Here is a 19375-nt window from a genome sequence, read left to right as displayed (position 1 = left end):
TCTTATGAAATTTTGTTCATTATAGTTTATATTCCTATTTTTGTAAAAATATAAAAGGTTAATAATGTATAAGCTTTTTTAAAAACTTTGCAGAGGAAGGAGATTACTATACTAATGAAGAAACATGAATTAGTTGGCGGGACAGAAATAAGGCAAATGGTCAGACTTAATAACTGTTTAGAAATCACATAACTTGTTGACGAATTGTTGACGGAATTCGTCAACAAGTATCATTTATGTTCAGATTCGATCCTAAAGATGATTTGTAAAATGCCTTTAAATCAGTGCTTTTTTGGGTTTTTCATATAAATTCGTATATAGTCGTCCTGACTGGCAGTGTAGAGGTCAGCGGTTCGAGCCCGCTATGCTCCACTTATATAGAACAAAGAAAACCCCTGCTATGCAGGGGTTTTTTCTTGTGTTTAAAAGTAATACAGAAGCTTGCCAAAACAAAGAATTTCTACATTTTAATATTGAAATATAATTTTTTTATGTAATAATGGTAAAACAGATTAAATTGTTAGAAAATATACAATATTATTGAATTTTACTCAGGGAGGAATCGAGATGCCTGATACCAGAACGGCAATGATCGTTGGCGGAGGGATCGGCGGGCTTGTTACTGCTCTTAAACTTCACCGCGTTGGCGTGTCAGTGCGTGTATTTGAAAGTGTTGAAACGATTAAAGCGTTGGGGGTCGGAATTAACCTTTTACCTCACGCAGTGAAGGTTCTAACGGAGCTGGGCCTGGATGATGAGCTAAAAAAGGAAGGGCTTCCGACGGCAGAGCTTATGTATGTGAATAAGTTCGGCAAGAAAATTTGGCAGGAGGATCGAGGGCTGAATGCCGGCTACCATTGGCCCCAATATTCTCTTCATCGCGGACGACTGCAAATGCTTTTATTGAAAGCAGTCAAAGAACGGCTCGGTGAGAATGCCGTTTATACGGGTCATCATTTAACTTCATTTCAAATGTTTGGTGACAAGGTAACCGCTCATTTTAACAATAAAGCAACAGGAGAACATGCAGGTACTTATAGCGCCGATATAATGATCGCAGCAGATGGTATCCATTCGGCCGTTCGTAAATTCTACTATCCAAATGAAGGAGAACCGAAATTCAGTGGCAGGATTTTATGGCGTGGAATTACAGAGGCCGCTCCTTTTCTGACGGGGAAGTCGATGATTATGGCTGGTTACCAGGACCAAAAGTTTGTAGCTTATCCTGTATGTCCGAAAGCAAATGAAAAAGGGCGGTCACTTGTCAATTGGATTGCTGAACTGAAAGTGGATGACCAATTGATTTCGCGGGCAGATTGGAACAGGGAAATAGATAAGGGTAAATTTGCTCCTCATTTTGCTGGCTGGGATTTTGGCTGGCTGAATGTACCTCGGTTGATTGAAGAAACAGAGGCCGTTTATGAATTTCCGATGGTTGACCGCGATCCGGTACCTCGTTGGACGTTTGGACGTGTAACGTTGCTTGGAGATGCTGCTCACCCGATGTACCCGATCGGATCGAACGGCGCATCACAGGCCATTCTTGATGCTGATGCTTTAGCAAAAAACATTGTTGAACATCCAAACATAGAAGCTGCTTTGCAAGCATATGAACAAGAAAGGTTGGAACCGACAGCCAATATCGTTCATACCAATCGACAGAACGGCCCTGAAGTCGTCATGCAGATTGTCGAAGATCGAGCGCCTGAGGGGTTTGATAAGTTAGAAGAAGTGATTTCGTATGAGGAGCTCGCGGAATTGGCTAATAAATATAAAAAACTTGCCGGCTTTGATCGGGAAACATTGAATAGTAAATAGGAGTGCAACTATGATAGAACACATTGTATTAGTTAAGTTTTCTCAAGCAACAACAACCGAACAAAAGCAGGAGTTGATCCGCAGGACACTGGAGTTAAAGAACATTATCCCGGGAATCGTGGATATTCAGCAGGGCATCAATTTTTCCAGTCGCAGCCAGGGGTATGAAGTAGGGCTGACGGTGCGGTTTAAGGACAGGGAGGCCCTGGAAAATTACGGCCCACATCCAGCCCATCAGGACGTTGTTTCTTATTTGGAAAAAATTGGCATGGAAGACAGCATCTTTGTGGATTTTGAAATATAGATTTATTTTTTTGATTCATACTTTATTGCTTAAACGCGTTTTAGTTTTTAAATACTAAATCGAAATTTACAGGGGGGGATTTTTTGAAAGCTTTACATGCAGGGCAGATTATTGATAACAGTCGCTTTCGTTCCTTCCATTTTTCTATTATATTCTGGTGCTTCTTCATCATTCTTATGGATGGATATGATGTTGTCATTTATGGCTCTGTTGTACCTTCATTAATAGAAGAGTGGAATATTTCTTCCGTAACAGCCGGGGCTATTGGGAGTTATACCGCCGCTGGAACGGCTGTTGGTGCTGTGCTATTTGGATTATTGGCAGATAAACTTGGCCCAAAGAATGTCATCCTCCTATGTACCGTCCTTTTCAGTTTGTTTACCGCACTGTCGGCATTTGCGGCAGGACCAACGATGTTTACGGTATTCCGGGTGATAGCCGGACTAGGACTGGGTGGTGTTATGCCAAACGTTATCGCCCTATCTACGGAATACGCACCGAAAAAAATCAGAGCAGCGATGGTTTCTTTTATTTTCTGCGGCTACTCCATTGGAGCCATTGCGGCTGCCCTGTTCAGTCGATCGGTATTGCCTTCACTAGGCTGGCAGCCGGTGTTCTGGATTGCTGGTCTGCCATTATTGCTAATACCTTTTATAGCGAAAAGCCTTCCAGAATCAGCAAGCTTCTTGTTAGCTAAAGGAAAGAAAGAAAAGTTGAAGAAAGTTCTGCAAAAAATTGATTCAGAAACAATAGTGGATGACAGAGTTTCCTTTGAGAAGCCTGAGCCTGCAAGGAAAGGACTTCCGTTAGTAAAACTTTTTGAAAAGAAACGTGCCATCAGCACGATTATGTTCTGGGTCTCCTGCTTTTCCTGTTTTGTACTAATTTATGCGATGAATACCTGGCTGCCGCAACTGATGATCAATGCAGGGTATAGTTTGGGCTCGAGTTTAGTGTTTGTCGCTATGATGAATGTCGGTGCCATCGCAGGAACAGTTGTTTTCGGGAGGATGGCGGACAAGTATGGCTTTAAAAAAGTCATGGTTCCGCTTTATATTGTCGGGGCGCTTGCACTATCACTAATTGGATTGACGCAGAACCTTATATTGGCGTATTTGCTTATAGGGATGATCGGGGCTGCATCTGTCGGTGTACAGAATATCAGCAATGCCTTTGTTTCACAATACTATCCGCCTTCCATGCGGTCTACCGGGATCGGCGCCGCCATGGCATTCGGAAGGGTAGGCGGCATCTTCGCTCCAACATTTGTCGGTATTCTGCTGACATTGGACCTGTCTTCTCAGGTGAATTTTACGGTTATCGCCATGGCTGCCGTTCTCGGGGGTATAGCGGTTTTGTTAGTTCAGGAAAAACACGCCCATTATAACAGGGAAGGTGAATCGTATAATGGGGGCGCTGAAAAGAAAAAAGTTGTGTGAGCTTAGAAGGTATTTAAAGAAAAGCTGGGTTGCTGCTGCCCAGCTTTTTTTAATTAACTTTTAAAAGGCTTAATAGACTTAAGAGATAAGAGATCAGACGCTTTTTAGAAAAAATTAAAATATAAGAACACATGAGATAAAGGTGAGAAGTAAAGGGTTGTATTTATGATTGGTCAATCGGTGGAAAATAAGAAGTACTGTCCTATCTAGTTGATATATGCAGGGAGATAGAACGGGTGGAATTCATGGAAAGGTGAAGAAAAGTCTTGGAATGTAGGATTCGCCATGAACGAAAAAAAGTAGAGGGCTACCCTACTTTCTCTACAGTCCATTTTAAATATTTTGAAGTGCCGTGGGAATTTAGTTTAGAAGCTAACAAGGTTGCTTCATCTAAATCGAGAAAGGTTTTTGTTTTTTCCGTACTAGAGTCTTTCAGGGCTTGGGTTTCATTGTTAACCTGGCGTACTATTCTATACATTTTCAATCGCCCCCTGTAAATTATAGTCTAATCATAACATTAAATGGTAATCACTCTTGTGGCAAACTGTAAACATTTCTCTAATTTTTTAGAAAGGTGCATAAAAATTTAGATTTATCACTTCAGGAAAGACAAAAATCAGAGAAATAAAGAAGAATTCTCTTAGCGGCTAAGGGCAGACAAAAATTAGGATAAACAGTCTTTTATGTATTACGTAGGCTAAATGATTAATTCAACGGTGGACTCACAGGTATTCGATGATGTTTTCCTTTTAAAAACAAATTTCCCACTTAGTTACCGTTTTGCCGTTGCTGGTATATGGAGAAAGAGGCGATTGGATAATTGGTATTACGGCAGGAAAACCCTTTCTTATCTCGAATAAGTATCTTAAAAAGGAGGTGTTATACATCAACGAAGAGAAAGTAAAAGCACTATCAGATATTAATGCTATTGATTTTTTACTAGACAAAAATCCAGATGAATCGGCAGTAGTCGTAACGTTAAATGTTTTTAACAGAATGATATCTCACTACCCAGAGCATTTTGATGTAGATGGAAAAGCCGTGATATATAAGAATGAAAACCACTTGTATTTCCATAATGGAGATGATAGTGATATTAGGGTGCAAAAAGCAGATAGAAATTTAGAGGAGCAAGAAATATAAGTATGTCCTTGGCTATTCCAGTATAAAGGCAATTAAAGTACCCAATCGAAAAGATACTTTTAAAAAGTTTATTTTCTTTTGCCTTAAAGCTATTGAAAAGTTTCATTAAAACAGACACGGGAACTCTCTTTATACACGCGATTTTTAAGGGAGGAACCACAATTGAGTAAAACGATTTTTATTACCGGTGCAGGAAGCGGTTTAGGAAAAGGAACAGCGATCGGCTTGGCAAAAAAGGACAAGCGCGATCAAGAGCTGATTGGAGAATATGATTACGATGTATTTGTAGCGAATGCGGCGATCGGTGAAGGCGGGCCCATTTCAGAGATTCCGGTCGACAGAGTGCGTAGTGTTTTTGAAACGAACGTTTTCTGCACATTAGAGAACGCTCAGATTGCTGCGAAGAAATTTGTGGACAAAAAGCAGGGCAAAATTGTTTTCTTAAGCTCCATTGCCGGTGTTGTTGGAATGCCTCATCTCGGTGCTTATGTAGCGTCCAAGCATGCAGTTGAAGCGATTGCCAAGACAATGAAAGCTGAACTGGAAGAGTTTGGTGTTCAAGTGGCTACAATTAATCCAGGTCCATATGAGACTGGCTTTAATGACCGCATGTTTGAAGAAAAGCATAAATGGTATGACGAAGAGAAAAACTTTACGCCGAGAGAATCGATTGCAGAAACAGAGAAGCTTTTAGAGGACCAATTTGATCCTCAGGAGATGATCGATAAAATGGTAGAAGTGATTGAAGCCGATCATCACTTATTTAGAACAGCTTATCCTGAGGACGCAGAAAAAATGATGAAAGACGAAGAACAGAAAAATTGGGAAGCAAAGGTTTAAAACAAGATTCCCCAGTTAAAGGATCGTTGCCTTTAACTGGGGAATTTATTTCGTAGAAACCATTTTCACTTCGTTTATCGCTGCTATTACAGGTCTATTTTAAAACTTCTTAGATTCCTGCTTTATATTCTGGAGCTGGGGATTTCCCTTAAGCTTTTTCTTTAGCTCCTTCAGCAGCTTCTTCTTCAGTTTTTTCATCCGTTTCTTCATTACATTTTTTGATTGGTTATGACTGTTCTTTTCCTTCTGTTCAGGCATCTGCTCGTTCTGCACTACTTGTGGTTTCATCCTCTTCAGCACCTCCACTGGTGAACTGATAATAATGATCGCCAAAGTCCAGGTCAAATTCGGTCTATATGAATATTTTACCACGACTGCTTCATTTCATATATTATTATTTATTGGTAATTTCAGATAAGTTATGTTTCTAGGTCCTTAGATATGGATACAAACAGGATGAACAGTTCATACAATTCCTTCATTAGTTGGTATAAACTAGTAATTAAGTCTATTAAAAAATGGAGGGATTCAATGAAAAAGCAGATGATTGCGGGACTCGCCGTTATTGGGATGCTTGCTGCACCGGTGATGAGTCTGGCAGAGGAGCAGCCTAAGTGGCATAATGTCAATGTAAATGAAACTCAGGAGAAAGATGGAACTCTTTTTAACAGTGAAAACTATGACTTTGTAAAGTATTCACAAATTGGAAAGAAGCTTCAGGACATCGACAAGAAAAGTAACCGGGTGACGTTGGAAACTCCTGCTCAAACGGATGAAGGCAATGATCTTTATGTCGTAACCATCTCAGACCCAAAAGCTAAGGGCAAGTTTGGACAGCAGAAAATGCTGAGAAAACAGATGTTTAAAAATCCAGAAAAAGCCCAGGATTTTGTAGATAAGCATCCTGACTTTAAAGTTCCTGTGATGATTAATGCATCGATTCATGGAACGGAATTTGTTGGTTCAGATGCTGCCCTGCAGTTAATCGAGAGGTTTGCCACAGCCAATGATGAGAAAACTAAGGAGCTCCTTGAGAATCATATTCTTATTTTTAACGTGGTAGCTAACCCGGACGGGCGTATTGATGCTACTCGTTTTAACAGCAGCGGGATTGATTTAAATCGTGATTTTATTACACAATCTCAGGTGGAAACAAAGCATACAGTTGACCTTATTAAAGAATGGAACCCGATGGTGTTTCTGGATCTTCACGGGTATGTAAAAGGATACGGAGGACCTGAGAAGCCTGGCTTAATTGAGCCGTGTACACCGCCGCACAACCCAAACTATGAGTATGACTTATTCTCAAATTGGGCGATGGACCAGGCAAAATCTATGGAAGGTAACATTGTCGAGAATCGAAGTGAGTATGAGAACACAAATACGGCAACTTCAAGAGTGGATTATCAGTCAATGACAGGTACATACATTCCACAGCGTGATGATGAAGCAGGATGGGATGACTACCCGCCAATTTTCACTCCTATGTATGCGATGTATCATGGGGCTTATGGATATACACTTGAAGCACCGACCAATGATTGGGATGGTGTTAAATGGAGCTATGATGCTGTAATCGGTGCCCTTGAATTTTCAAATGAGAATAAAGAAGAAATGATTAAAGATCAAATTGAAGTATTTAAACGCGGAATACAGTTTGACCATCCATATCATGAGGAAGGATTTTTCCCGAAGGCTTACATTCTGCCTGCCGATGAAAAAGATCCAACCGCAACAGAGAAAGCAGTAGAACATTTAATGTTCAATGATATTAACGTGTCTAAAGCCCAGAAAGAGTTTACCTATGAAGGGGAGTCTTATCCTAAAGGTACTTATATCGTGGATATGACCCAGGCGAAAGCCGGCCTTGCCAATACAATGCTTTGGAATGGGGAAGACATTACTGACATTACTCCAGCGATGTATGACATCTCTGCCTGGAACCTGCCGGAACTGTGGGGGTTTAAAGCTATTGAAGTGGACGCAGAAGATTCCTTTGAAGTGAAACTTCAAGACGTGAAAAAGGTATCCTCCGCCGGAGAGTTAGTGGGTGATGGTCCATATGTAATTCCAAATTCTTCAGTAGAGGCTGTTAATCTCGTAAATTCTTTAGTAGACAAAGGTTATGAAGTAACTAGAGACAGTGGACAATTTTATCTTAATGCAGAAAGTACACCAGGTTTAAGAAAACTAGTAGAAGCTTCTGGACTTACATTAGAATCCACGGAGAAGGGAAGCGGTGATCCTTTGTCCAGTCAGAAGGTCACGATTCTCAGAGACGGCGGCATGAATAAAGCCCAGTCCCATGCAGGTACACGTTTAGCGCTTGAGCGACTAGGTTTTGATGTTAAGGAAGTCACACCTGAGGAGCTTGCAGAAAAAGGACTGGAAAATACCGATGTCTTCGTTTACAGCGGAACGTCGCGCTTAATTTCCTATAATAATTCAAAAGCCAATGCGGAATTTGGACTTGAAAATGAGAGCCAATATAACGCTCTAAAAGACAATGTTCAGGACTTTGTAGATAACGGCGGAAAGTATATTGCTGTGGGAGCAGGTGCTTCTGAAGCGGCTAAACAGCTCGGTTTAACAGATGTGACTGTAAATAAAGGGAATTCAAACAGCAACGGAATCGTAAGAGTGAACTATGAATCCACTCCACTGACAGCAGGTTATCATGCCGAAGATTATGGCTTCGTTTATCAGCCGGTCTGGTATACAAATACGGACGGAACAGATGTCCATGCTTCATTTAAAGACCGCAGTGATTTCTTTATGGCCGGACACTGGGAGAACCGTTCCGGGGCTCAGGGCCAGGCAGTGATTGTAAAAGAAAAAGATCAGGATGTGACTCTAATCGGTCTGGAAGCCGGCTTCCGTGACCATACAGATTACCTATTCCGCCTGTTCTCGAATTCTATATACACGAAATAAAGGAGTAGATAAAACCACCTCGGTGCAAACGGAGGTGGTTTTTTAAGTTTTTAAAGAAAAAATAATCCTTGTTACAAAGGAAATGTAGGCGATTTAATGACGATTAAGCATAAATCATTTATAAATTTAGCAGCAGAGCATATAATTGATTCGTATATTTATATGATCAGAGCAAGGTAGAAAGCGGGGAGAGAAGCAATTAATTTACGAAGCTTTGTGGAACATGCATTATTTTCACGTTTTATATTAGCAATTATTATCCTTAACGCTATAATTATCGGGGTTTCAACGGATCCGGCAATATATGAAAACTATCACTCAACTTTTATTTTTTTGGACATCCTGATCCTGTCCATTTTTACGGTAGAGATCATACTGAAATTAATCGTGTATCGATCGGCTTTCTTTAAAGATGGCTGGAACCTCTTTGATTTCACAATTGTATTTGGAAGCTTGATTTTATATAACACCCATTTAGTAGGAGTTTTACGGATCCTTCGTGTTTTGCGGGTGCTCCGTACGATTTCAATTGTCCCTTCCTTAAAGCGGTTAACTACGGCTTTATTTATGGCCATACCTGCTATAGGTTCTGTTACCGTTTTGATGGGAATTATTTTTTATGTTTATGCGGTAATAGGCACCAACTTCTATGGAGAGCTTGCGCCTGAATACTTTGGAAATCTGGGCTTGAGTACACTAACTCTGTTTCAGGTTTTTACACTGGAGAGTTGGGCAAGCGGCGTGTTTCGGCCGATTTTTAGTGAAAGTGCCTGGTCGTGGCTTTATTTCGTGTCCTTCATTATAATCTCGGCTTTTATTATATTAAACTTAATTGTCGGGGAGATTGTAAATAATGCGCAGCAGATTTCCGAGCATGCAGAAGAAGAAACTAGAGATATGAAGAAGATTATGAATGACCTTGATGAATTAAAACGGATGGTCAAAGAACAGGGAAAAGAGCATAAAGATAAGAGTTAAAATTGTTTTTTTTGTTTCTAAGCCTGCCTTCATTTTTGGCAGGCTTTTTAGTTGAAAAGAGAAGGTAGTCTTATAGACATTTTCCTTAAAAATGGTAAACTTTAAGTAAGTACTTGCGAGGGAGCCGGAATCTATGAATCTTTGGATGAGAAAAATATTTGTTGTCTTAGTGGCTATTATGACCTTAGGGCTGTATATTCCTCCAACATATGTGGAAATGGATGCAGCTGAGAAAAAGCCGATTACTGAAAAAGAGAATAACGTTCCTCTACCGGACGTTGTACCATCTGAGCCTGATTTTGAAACCGCGGAAGAAGATTATTTACATAGTATAACGGAACAGGCTAAAGCCCGAATGATAACAAAGATGGGCCCTAAAATTGCTAATAAAGTAGAAAATGATGTAGAAAAAGAAATTCTTCCAAAAATAGAGGAAGTAATTGAAGAGATCATCAAAGAGCGTGGAGAAGAGGAAGTTCCGTATTTTGAGATTACAGAAGAGCTCACTCCCGGCTATGGCGAAAAGATCTTCACCATTCTTGACGGCCGTACGAAAGACGAGTTGGCACGCTTTGATGTAGGACGGGTAAATCGACCGGGTGAGGGCTACTGGTTTAATTTTCATTATCATCTTAGTGACGATCAATTTGAAGAACATCATTCGATTGGTGAGGTATACTGGGACAAAAACACCCCTCCGAAATGGATGTCATAGTGAAAAACACTTTTCCTGAATTAGGAAAAGTGTTTTTTATTTTGGAATAATTATCGGTGAATTTGTTTTTAATTACTATAAAAGACAATGGAACTGGAATATTTGTTTTTATTATATTAAGAAAACGAATTCATAATAAATTTTTAAAGGAAATTTAATAATTCGCTTTTATCGTCTCTTTTAGGAGGGTAGAGGTAAAGACACCTTTTAATAAAGAAAAGAGAGATAGAGGAGGATTTGATGAAACGGAAAAAATTAATTGATTATAATATTTTTATTCCCTCATTAATTATTATTATTGGTATTAGTATACCTTTTGCTTTATTTGAATCAGAGTCGCTGGAAGTCTTGAATTCTATATTTGATTATATTGTAGAGGTATTTACATGGGGGTATCTCTGGTATGGGATTATCCTAGTTGTCGCTGGTTTGTATTTATCGTTTTCTAAGTATGGGAAAGTCGTGCTTGGAGATCCAAAAGAAAAACCGCGAATGAGTCTGTTCTCATATGCATCGATCCTTATTGCAATGGGTGTAGGATCAACGATTATGCGAACGGCGATGCTTCAGTGGACATCTGTAGCAAATGATCCTCCCGCTGGAGTAGAGCCGGGTTCAGCAGAAGCTCTCTTGTGGGGAAATGCCTACAGCATGTTTATGTGGGGCTTTCAGGTGTTTGCGATATTTGTAATGATAGCCCCTGCTATGGCTTATATATTGCATGTGAAGAAGCGGCCGATGCTGAGGATTTCTGAAGCCTGCCGTGATATTTTTGGTGATAAGTTTACAGACGGCATTGGCGGTAAAATATTTGATGTTTTATTTCTTGTTAGTATTTTATCAGGTGCAGCTGTAACCCTTGGCCTTGGAGCGCCGATTATTACTCATAACTTATCACATCTGACAGGGCTTGATGTTACTTTTACGATGACCATTATCGTTACAGTAGTTTGGGTATTTTTATTCTCCTTAAGTGCTTACTTAGGAATTGAGAAAGGGATTAAACGTTTAAGTACATGGAATATGTTCTTAGCTGGTTTTTTCGTTATCTTTGTACTTATCGGAGGACCAGGCGTATTTATATTAAATTATTTCTCAGACAGTGTTTCTTTCTTATTAACTAATTATATAAACCTTTCATTGGATACTCAGTCTGTCCATGGGGAAAGTTCCCATATTCAAAGCAATACGGTCTTTTGGTTTGCTTATAGTGCCACATGGGCAATGCTTCATAGTGTGTTTGCAGCCAAAATTTCCAAGGGGAGAACAATTAAAGAAATGATTCTTACGTACTTCCTTGCACCTACTGTTTTGTCGTGGGTAGCGACAGGAGTACTAGGAGGACTTGGCGTTCACCGATACCTCACGGGTGATCTTGCTGTACTGGATATCGTTCAGGACCAGGAAAGAATGGCAGCTATTCCGGAAATTCTTTCTACACTGCCTTTTGGATCTGTGGCTATTATTGTATTTATGATTGTAGCGCTTATCTTCCTGACAACGACCCTTGATTCTACAACGTATACGGTAGCTGCCTACACAAGTACAAGGGATATGAGTAAATTTGAACCCCCAAGATCACTTCGAGTGATTATTGCTGTCATTATTACAGCGCTTGCTCTTGTTTTAATGCGGATTGGAGGACTTGCTCCATTAGAAGTTATTTCAGGACTCATGGGGCTGCCGATTATTATTATTCAGTTTATCCTTATTTACGCAGCGAAACGGATGATTGATAAAGATCAGGCGTGGAAACATAATATAAGAAAGGATGAATTGAAAAGAAGCTCTTGATCACAAGAGCTTCTTTTTTTCATATCGAGCAGGTAATCGATTTAATTAAGTAGAAATTATACATATGAAGCAGAAGAACAGCATCAGGTATTTTTCCACAGTCGATTCCATATTTATCTTTAAAAGCAGGATTGCTATTAGAATCTAGAATTAAAGTACGCCCCTTAAACCCATGACCCTCATTTTTTTAGTCAAGATCAGCTTCTCAGTCTAAACAGAGCATCAGTAAGTTTATATGTTGAGTCTTTGTAGGAATGATCTTCTTATTTGGAGGAGGCATGCCATGGACAATATAAAAGAAACAATATTAGAAGTCATTTTCTCCATATTACCGATAACTATTGTGATCACTATTTTACAGTTCACCTTAATATGGCTTCCATTAGAAAATTTTCTACAATTTCTAGTGGGTGTCCTTTTTGTAGGACTGGGACTGGTCCTATTTTTGTTAGGAGTTAATGTAGGTCTGCTTCCGGTGGGAGAGTTAATTGGCTCAGCTATTTCGAAAACGAAAAAGGTCGGGCTCATCATCTTTTTCGGATTTTTATTAGGAGTGGTTGTAACGATCGCAGAACCAGATGTGCGGGTTCTCTCTTCGCAAATAGACATTGTTTCCAATGGCAGCATTGCTCAAAATGTATTAATAATGGCAGTAGCAGTTGGGGTAGGACTATTTGTTGCTTTAGCGCTTTTTCGTATCATATTAAATATTAACATCGTGTATTTGTTAGCTGGGGGATATACTCTTGTCTTCTTATTAGCTGCTTTTACTCCCGAGCACTTTGTTCCGATATCGTTTGATTCAGGCGGGGTAACGACTGGGCCCTTAACTGTTCCTTTTATTTTGGCCTTAGGTGTTGGGGTAGCCACGGTTATAAGAGGAAGAACTTCTTCAAAAGATAGCTTTGGGCTGGTGGCACTTGCTTCCATTGGTCCAATCCTGGCGGTAATGATTCTGGGAGTGATCTATGGATGAATATTAAGATCTTTGAAGGATTTGGGCATACTATGCTGGAAGTGACCTTTGCACTGCTCCCGCTCTTAGCTCTATTTTTGATATTTCAACTTTTCTTTTTAAAACTGCCGATTCGAAAACTTCAGGATATCGTTGTTGGCTTTATTTTAACTTTTTTAGGACTATCCTTTTTCTTACAAGGAGTACACATTGGATTTATGCCGATAGGAGAGCTGATGGGGAAGAAGCTTGGAACAATGAATCACTTGTGGGTACTGATACCCATTGGCTTTGTTCTCGGATTTGTGGCTATTTATGCTGAACCGGCTGTCAGTGTATTAATTCACCAGGTAGAAAAGGTTTCAGGTGGGTATATTCCTCATAAAGTGCTGCTGTATACCTTATCAATTGGGGTAGGACTTTCAATTTCCCTTTCCATGGTTCGGATTATTTTTGGTATTCCTTTATGGTATTTTCTTATACCCGGCTACATTTTTGCGTTAATTATAGTAAAATATTCATCGAAAACGTTTACATCCATTGCTTTTGATTCGGGCGGTGTTGCTACCGGGCCGATGACGGCTACATTTATTTTGGCGTTATTTGTCGGAATCGCCTCTGTAACGGAAGGAAGGGACCCGCTCCGGGATGGATTTGGAATGGTCTCCCTTGTGGCTCTGGCTCCCATTTTGTCTGTTCTCACATTGGGAGTAATTTACAGAAGAAAGGAGAACGCCCAACATGCCGAAGAAGAAGCTCGGGCAAAAGTTAATAGTTACGATCGTTAAAAAAGAAAAAGCCAAAAAGGTAGTTCATGCCTCCACTTTAGCTGGTGCCCAGGGCGGTACAACTTTCTTCGGTAAAGGGTTCCGCCTTAATGAAAAGGAGAGGTTTCTTGGTATTCCAATTACGAGGGAAAGAGAAATCATCTTAACACTTGTCTCAGATTCCATCTATGAAAAAGTTATGGATGCTATTATTGATTCAGTGAAGTTGAATAAGCCCCAGCACGGAATTGGCTTCGTGATCAATACGAAGAGGATCAGCGGTATTGTACATATGCTTGGGCTCGGGCTGGAAGAAATTCAAGAAAATGGCGGTGAGGATATGAGTAACGACGTAAAGAGCCAGCCGATAGCTTATGATCTGATTGTAACTATAGTTAATAAAGGGGACTCTGACAAAGTCGTTGATTCTTCGAAAAGCGCTGGTGCAGAAGGAGGGACTATTATTACTGGGCGCGGCACAGGGATTCATGAAAAAGCTAAGCTCTTTAATATCCTGATCGAGCCTGAAAAAGAAGTGATTTTGACGCTCATTCGCAAAGAAAGAACAGATAATGTATTAAAGGCAATTGAAGAAGGTGCAGAATTAAATAAGCCAGGAAAAGGAATTGCCTTCGTGCTTGATGTCGAGCGGACGGTCGGTATTAATCATTTATTGAACGAAATGGTCAATGATCAAATGAAGCGGGATGATAGCGAAAAATAAATCTGAAAAGAATTGCGATCCTAAGGAAGCTACGGCATTTCGTTTTTACAATTATCAGGAGAGAGACGGGGTGAGGTCAGCGGGATAACTCACCAGCTCACCGATATAAATCAAGTCATTCCCGAGCCCGTTTTTTCCAATAAAAACAAACGGAACAACTCTTTCCCTACTAAAAAAGAACGAGCAGATCGCTCGTTCTTTTTTTGGTTATTTCGTTTTATTTTGCATCCGGTCTAGTTCTAGTTTATCCGCTCGTAATGCTTTAAACAGCGAATAGACCATTAAAAGCATAATGAAGGAAAACGGAAAAGCTGCTGAAATCAGCGCATTTTGTAAGGCCTGTAAGCCTCCGGTATAAAGAAGGACCGCAGCAGTTGCCGATTGAGCAATCCCCCAGGCGAATTTAACAACTTTTGGAGGGTTTAAGGATCCATTGGTTGTCTGCATTCCTAATACAAACGTAGCGGAGTCAGCAGATGTAATAAAGAACGTAGCAATCAGCATCATCGCAATGATAGATAATAGTAAGCTGAAAGGGAACTGGTCAAACAAACCAAACAGCATCTGCTCTGGGACCAGGCTGGCTAGATCAGCTCCTTCATTCTCTTTCTGAATCGCGGAACTTCCAAATGTTGAGAACCACAGGAAGCTTACGATAGAAGGGACAAGCAGAACACCCGATAAGAATTCACGAATCGACCTTCCTTTAGACACACGGGCAATAAATATCCCTACAAACGGAGACCAGGCGATCCACCATGCCCAGAAAAAGACTGTCCAGTCATTGATCCACTGCCGCTGTTCTTCATTATTTGGGGCCACACGCAGACTTTCACGCGGAAGATTTTGAATATAAGTGCCAAGGGAATCTACCAGCATATTTAAAATGTACATAGTTGGCCCTATTATTATCATTATTAGAAATAATAGTGTGGCTAATCCCATATTAGCATTACTTAAATATTTAATCCCTTTACTCAAACCTGTATAAGCGGAGATCATAAATAATATAGTAACTATAATAATGATTAAGAGCTGAATACCGAAGCTTTGTCCAATTCCTGTTAAGTACGTAACTCCTCCATTAATTTGCGCGGCTCCGAAACCAAGCGTAGTGGCAACACCTACTATCGTAGCGAAGACGGCTATAACGTCGACAAGCTTCCCCCACGGGCCTTTCATTTTATCGCCGAATATTGGCTCAAGTGTGGCACTCACTAACCCAGGAGCCCCGCGGCGGAATTTAAAATAGGCTAATACAAGAGCCACAATGGCATAAATTCCCCAGGCGTGAATTCCATAGTGGAAAAAAGTAATCGGCATGGCATCAGCCAGTGCTTGCTCTGAGCCGGGTTCCCCGATCGGTGGATTGGTCATGTATTGTTGGAGAGGTGCAGCTGCTCCAAAAAAGACGAGTCCGATTCCCATCCCCGCGCTGAACAGCATAGCAAACCATGTGGGATAGCTGTAATCTGGTGTGTCATCCGGCTTTCCTAATTTCATTTTTCCATAAGGACTTACAATCATGTATAAACAAAACACAACGAAGAATGAAACAATTAATAAATAATACCAGCCAAAGTGTACAGAAATATAAGCTTGAATATTTCCTGTAATCGTTTCTAAGTTTTTTGGAGCCACCGCTCCCCATACTACGGAAAACAGGGTAATCGCAAGAGAGATCCAAAAAACCGAAGTTAATTTTTTCATAAAAAATCTCCTTTCCATAAAAACTAATTTTGGAATAAATAGGTAAAAAGAGCGAGGGGGTTAAGACGAGGATAGTTCTCCGTACCTAATAACACTACCCTAAACATAATAGAAGTATTCGAATTTCTTAGACTAATATTCAGAATACTCTTGACAAGATAAAAGAATATCCATAAACTTGGGTATAACAACGTTGTTATGAAAATGCGATTCCCTGATGTATAATATTTTTTAAGCAAAAATAACAACGTTGTTATTTTTGGAGCTTAGGAGGCTTACTCACATGACTAGTCTTAGTAAAGCTAATTTTTCAAAGCTGCCTAACGTTACAGATACGGATAAATCCTTCCTGGAAAAAGCCCTGCCTGAGCGGGTTATTCAATTTGGTGAAGGAAACTTTCTGCGGGCCTATATCAACTGGATGATTCACCAAATGAACAAACAAGAGGTCTTTAACGGGCGGACCGTGGCAATTCAGCCTACTCCTCATGGAAAAGTTGTTCCTAAACTTAAGGCACAGGATAACCTTTATACGACCATTCTCCAGGGTGTTAGTGATGGGGAAGAAAAGCAGGAAATTGAAATTAATTCCTCAATTTCACGAAGCCTGAACCCGTATGAAGAGTGGGAGACATTTCTTGCACTGGCAGAAAAGAATACCATTGAATTTATTTTTTCAAACACGACTGAGGCTGGGATTGTGTATATGGATGAACCTTATCCAAAGAACGAATCACCATTGTCCTTTCCCGGGAAGTTGACTGCGTTGTTGCACCGCAGATTTATTTTCACAAATGGCAGTTCCGAAACAGGCTTTGTCATTATACCATGCGAGCTGGTGGAAGAAAACGGGTCGCTGTTAAAGTCGATTGTAATTAAGCTTGCGCGTCATTGGGAACTGGGCGAAGCATTCGTTCAGTGGGTAGAGAAACATAATACTTTCTGTAATACATTAGTTGACCGCATCGTCCCTGGTTATCCTAGAGAAAACGCTGCGAAGTGGGAACAGAAATTAGGTTACCAGGATCATTTAATGACGATTGGTGAGCCTTTTCATTTGTTCGTGATTGAAGCAGATGAAGAACTGGAAGAAAGACTTCCCTTTCAGAAGACAGGACTTAATGTGAAGTGGGGCAAAGTCCGTCCATTTAGAAAAATGAAGGTCAGCCTTTTAAATGCTCCCCATACTTTATTATTCTCTGTAGGATTTTTATCAGGACTGCAGACAGTTAAAGAAGTAATGGAAGATCAGACGGCAAACGAATATGTGAAGAAAATCATTTATGAAGATATTCTGCCGATCCTCGATTTTGAAAAGAACGAGAAAAAAGCATTTGCCGATTCGGTAATTGAGCGATTTCAGAATCCCTTTGTCAGGCATCAGTTAACTGATCTCGGACTTAATGCTGTACAAAAGCTGAAAAGCCGTGTGTTTCCTATATTAGATCAGCATGTAGATCTTTATTTAAAAGTGTCGGAAACGTTCAGCTTTTCGATCGCCGCCTTATTTCACTACTATCGTCCAGAAGCTATAGAAGATGGGCACTTCTTAAGTAAAAAAAATGGAATGGAGTATAAAGGACGAGATGATGAAGTCGTCCTCAAGATATTTAAAGAGTTCTGGGAGACAAAACCATCGTTCGGTCTTGAGGATGTGCTGAGCAATCAAGAAGTGTGGGGCAGGGACTTAACGAAAGTACCCGGAATGGCAAGAGATGTAGCGTACTTCTTTAAAGAGATTGAAGCCTGCGGTGCGAAAGCTGCCATGCAAGATATGCTTATTACCAGCATTAAACGATAAAGGGGGATTTCTCCGTGAAAAATTTTATGGATGAGAAGTTTTTATTAAGCAGCAAAACAGCACAGCATTTATATGATAATTACGCAAAAGACATGCCAATTATTGATTATCACTGTCATTTAAGTCCAAAAGAAATCTATGAAAACAAATCATATAAAACAATTGCCGATATTTGGCTGGATGGAGATCATTATAAGTGGAGACTTATGAGAGCGAACGGAATTGAGGAGAAGTATATTACAGGAGATGCTTCGCCTTATGAGAAGTTTCTTGCCTGGGCAAAGACCGTTCCTAAAATAATAGGAAACCCTGTGTATACTTGGACACACCTTGAACTTCAGCGTTATTTCAATATTTATGTCGCCTTAAATGAAGATAGTGCAGATGAAATTTGGGAATCGGTTAACAGTCAATTAAACAGAGAAGGATTTGGCGTAAGAAAATTAATTGAAGCTTCTAATGTAAAAGTAATCTGTACGACAGATGATCCGGTAGATTCACTTGAATACCATCAGCAGTTGAAAGAAAGTAATTTTGAAACAGCCGTTCTGCCTAGTTTCCGTCCTGATAAAGGACTCGAGCTGAACCGTGACACTTTTAAAGACTGGATAGGAATGCTGGAAGAATCCGCTGATATTGAAATTAATAATTACGAGGATTTTTTAGCAGCTCTCGATGCCAGGGCTCACTATTTCCATGAGGTCGGAGGACGAGTATCAGACCATGCTTTAGACGAGGTTTTATATGAAGAAGCGTCACTTGAGGAAGTCAGCAAGATTTTCGCCAGAGCAAAGAGTGGAATCAAAATAAGCCGCAGCGAAGAAGCAAAGTATAAAACGTACACATTGAATTTTTTAGGGAAAATCTACTCGAAGCTTGGGTGGGTCATGCAATACCATATCAGTGCTTTAAGAAATAACAATTCAAGAATGTTTGACAAGCTTGGACCTGATACGGGGTTTGACAGCATGAACGACGGACAAATCGCTGAGCCGTTAACAAAGCTGCTTAATTCACTTGAAAAAGATGACGCTCTTCCAAAAACTGTCCTGTATTCTTTAAATCCTAAAGATAATCCGGTACTTGCTTCGATTACCGGCAGCTTTCAAGGGGGAGGAATTGCGGGGAAAATCCAGTTCGGTACAGCCTGGTGGTTTAACGATACGAAGGAAGGAATGCTCTCTCAAATGAAAACGCTTGCAGATATGGGGCTGCTCAGTCAGTTTATCGGAATGCTCACCGATTCAAGAAGTTTTCTGTCCTATACAAGACATGAGTATTTCCGCCGAATCCTTTGTGATCTTTTGGCCGGATGGGTAGAAAATGGAGAAGTGCCAAACGATGATGACTTACTAAAACCGATGATTCAAAATATCAGCTATAAAAATGCCGAACACTACTTAGGGTTTAACAAGAAAGCAGAGAATCTCACCATATCGTAGAAGAGAGGTGC

17 protein-coding genes are annotated in these 19375 nt (G+C 40.2%); 14 read left to right on the top strand and 3 right to left on the bottom strand.

Annotated features, from left to right (window positions below; all coding sequences use genetic code 11):
* The first annotated feature begins 567 nt into the window (after positions 1–567).
* From B7E06_RS16100 to B7E06_RS16090, 3 genes are all read left to right on the top strand, one after another.
* Positions 568–1818 carry a flavin-dependent oxidoreductase gene (locus tag B7E06_RS16100; protein WP_082234957.1) on the top strand — a complete coding sequence of 417 codons (1251 nt, stop codon included), beginning with the start codon at positions 568–570 and terminating at the stop codon, positions 1816–1818.
* 10 nt (positions 1819–1828) lie between these two features.
* Positions 1829–2122, top strand: a complete 294-nt coding sequence (locus B7E06_RS16095) for a Dabb family protein (RefSeq protein WP_082234956.1) — start codon at positions 1829–1831, stop codon at positions 2120–2122.
* A gap of 83 nt (positions 2123–2205) precedes the next feature.
* Entirely contained in the window at positions 2206–3561 is a 1356-nt protein-coding gene (locus B7E06_RS16090; RefSeq protein ID WP_082234955.1) for an MFS transporter, read from the top strand.
* A 307-nt stretch (positions 3562–3868) separates the two neighbouring features.
* On the opposite strand, the gene B7E06_RS21920 is transcribed toward B7E06_RS16090, so the two are convergent.
* Positions 3869–4039 carry a hypothetical protein gene (locus B7E06_RS21920; protein ID WP_179134070.1) on the bottom strand — a complete coding sequence of 57 codons (171 nt, stop codon included), beginning with the start codon at positions 4037–4039 and terminating at the stop codon, positions 3869–3871.
* Between the two features lie 302 nt (positions 4040–4341).
* Here B7E06_RS21920 and B7E06_RS16085 point away from each other — a divergent pair, with 302 nt between their 5' ends.
* Entirely contained in the window at positions 4342–4704 is a 363-nt protein-coding gene (locus tag B7E06_RS16085) for a hypothetical protein (protein WP_082234954.1), read from the top strand.
* Between the two features lie 162 nt (positions 4705–4866).
* Complete coding sequence (locus B7E06_RS16080) at positions 4867–5544, top strand: SDR family NAD(P)-dependent oxidoreductase (RefSeq protein WP_082234953.1); 678 nt, start codon at positions 4867–4869, stop codon at positions 5542–5544.
* Positions 5545–5643: 99 nt separating this feature from the next.
* Here B7E06_RS16080 and B7E06_RS16075 read toward each other — a convergent pair whose 3' ends face one another.
* Entirely contained in the window at positions 5644–5832 is a 189-nt protein-coding gene (locus tag B7E06_RS16075) for a hypothetical protein (protein WP_082234952.1), read from the bottom strand.
* Between the two features lie 243 nt (positions 5833–6075).
* Here B7E06_RS16075 and B7E06_RS16070 point away from each other — a divergent pair, with 243 nt between their 5' ends.
* The 7 genes from B7E06_RS16070 to B7E06_RS16040 all read left to right on the top strand — a co-directional run bounded on the left by B7E06_RS16070 (position 6076) and on the right by B7E06_RS16040 (position 14411).
* Complete coding sequence (locus B7E06_RS16070; protein WP_082234951.1) at positions 6076–8478, top strand: M14 family zinc carboxypeptidase; 2403 nt, start codon at positions 6076–6078, stop codon at positions 8476–8478.
* A gap of 216 nt (positions 8479–8694) precedes the next feature.
* Positions 8695–9456, top strand: a complete 762-nt coding sequence (locus B7E06_RS16065; RefSeq protein ID WP_245807757.1) for an ion transporter — start codon at positions 8695–8697, stop codon at positions 9454–9456.
* 133 nt (positions 9457–9589) lie between these two features.
* A complete protein-coding gene (locus tag B7E06_RS16060) occupies positions 9590–10171 on the top strand; it encodes a YpjP family protein (RefSeq protein ID WP_082234949.1) in 582 nt (193 codons plus the stop codon).
* 240 nt (positions 10172–10411) lie between these two features.
* Entirely contained in the window at positions 10412–11965 is a 1554-nt protein-coding gene (locus B7E06_RS16055; protein ID WP_082234948.1) for a BCCT family transporter, read from the top strand.
* A 283-nt stretch (positions 11966–12248) separates the two neighbouring features.
* Positions 12249–12941 (top strand): DUF1538 domain-containing protein, encoded by a 693-nt coding sequence (locus B7E06_RS16050; RefSeq protein WP_082234947.1) that lies wholly within the window; start codon positions 12249–12251, stop codon positions 12939–12941.
* Positions 12938–13708, top strand: coding sequence for a DUF1538 domain-containing protein (locus B7E06_RS16045; protein ID WP_082234946.1), 771 nt, complete (start codon positions 12938–12940; stop codon positions 13706–13708). The genes B7E06_RS16050 and B7E06_RS16045 overlap by 4 nt, the downstream gene beginning before the upstream one ends.
* Positions 13662–14411 (top strand): P-II family nitrogen regulator, encoded by a 750-nt coding sequence (locus B7E06_RS16040; protein WP_082234945.1) that lies wholly within the window; start codon positions 13662–13664, stop codon positions 14409–14411. The genes B7E06_RS16045 and B7E06_RS16040 overlap by 47 nt, the downstream gene beginning before the upstream one ends.
* A gap of 207 nt (positions 14412–14618) precedes the next feature.
* Here B7E06_RS16040 and B7E06_RS16035 read toward each other — a convergent pair whose 3' ends face one another.
* Positions 14619–16121: a glycine betaine uptake BCCT transporter gene (locus tag B7E06_RS16035; protein ID WP_082234944.1), complete on the bottom strand. Its 1503-nt coding sequence runs from the start codon at positions 16119–16121 to the stop codon at positions 14619–14621.
* A 283-nt stretch (positions 16122–16404) separates the two neighbouring features.
* Between B7E06_RS16035 and B7E06_RS16030 the strand changes: the two genes are divergently transcribed.
* Both B7E06_RS16030 and uxaC read left to right on the top strand, forming a co-directional pair.
* On the top strand, positions 16405–17922 hold the full coding sequence (locus B7E06_RS16030; RefSeq protein ID WP_082234943.1) for a tagaturonate reductase: 1518 nt from the start codon (positions 16405–16407) through the stop codon (positions 17920–17922).
* Positions 17923–17936: 14 nt separating this feature from the next.
* The gene (gene uxaC / locus B7E06_RS16025; RefSeq protein ID WP_082234942.1) at positions 17937–19364 is read left to right on the top strand and encodes a glucuronate isomerase; all 1428 of its coding nucleotides are present in this window, start codon (positions 17937–17939) and stop codon (positions 19362–19364) included.
* Positions 19365–19375 lie beyond the last annotated feature (11 nt).

It is taken from the genome of Halobacillus massiliensis (assembly GCF_900166625.1).
Taxonomy (GTDB): domain Bacteria; phylum Bacillota; class Bacilli; order Bacillales; family Halobacillaceae; genus Halobacillus_A; species Halobacillus_A massiliensis.
The sequence above is the reverse complement of the archived record's forward strand: the minus strand, read 5'-3'. Positions and strand labels throughout refer to the sequence as shown.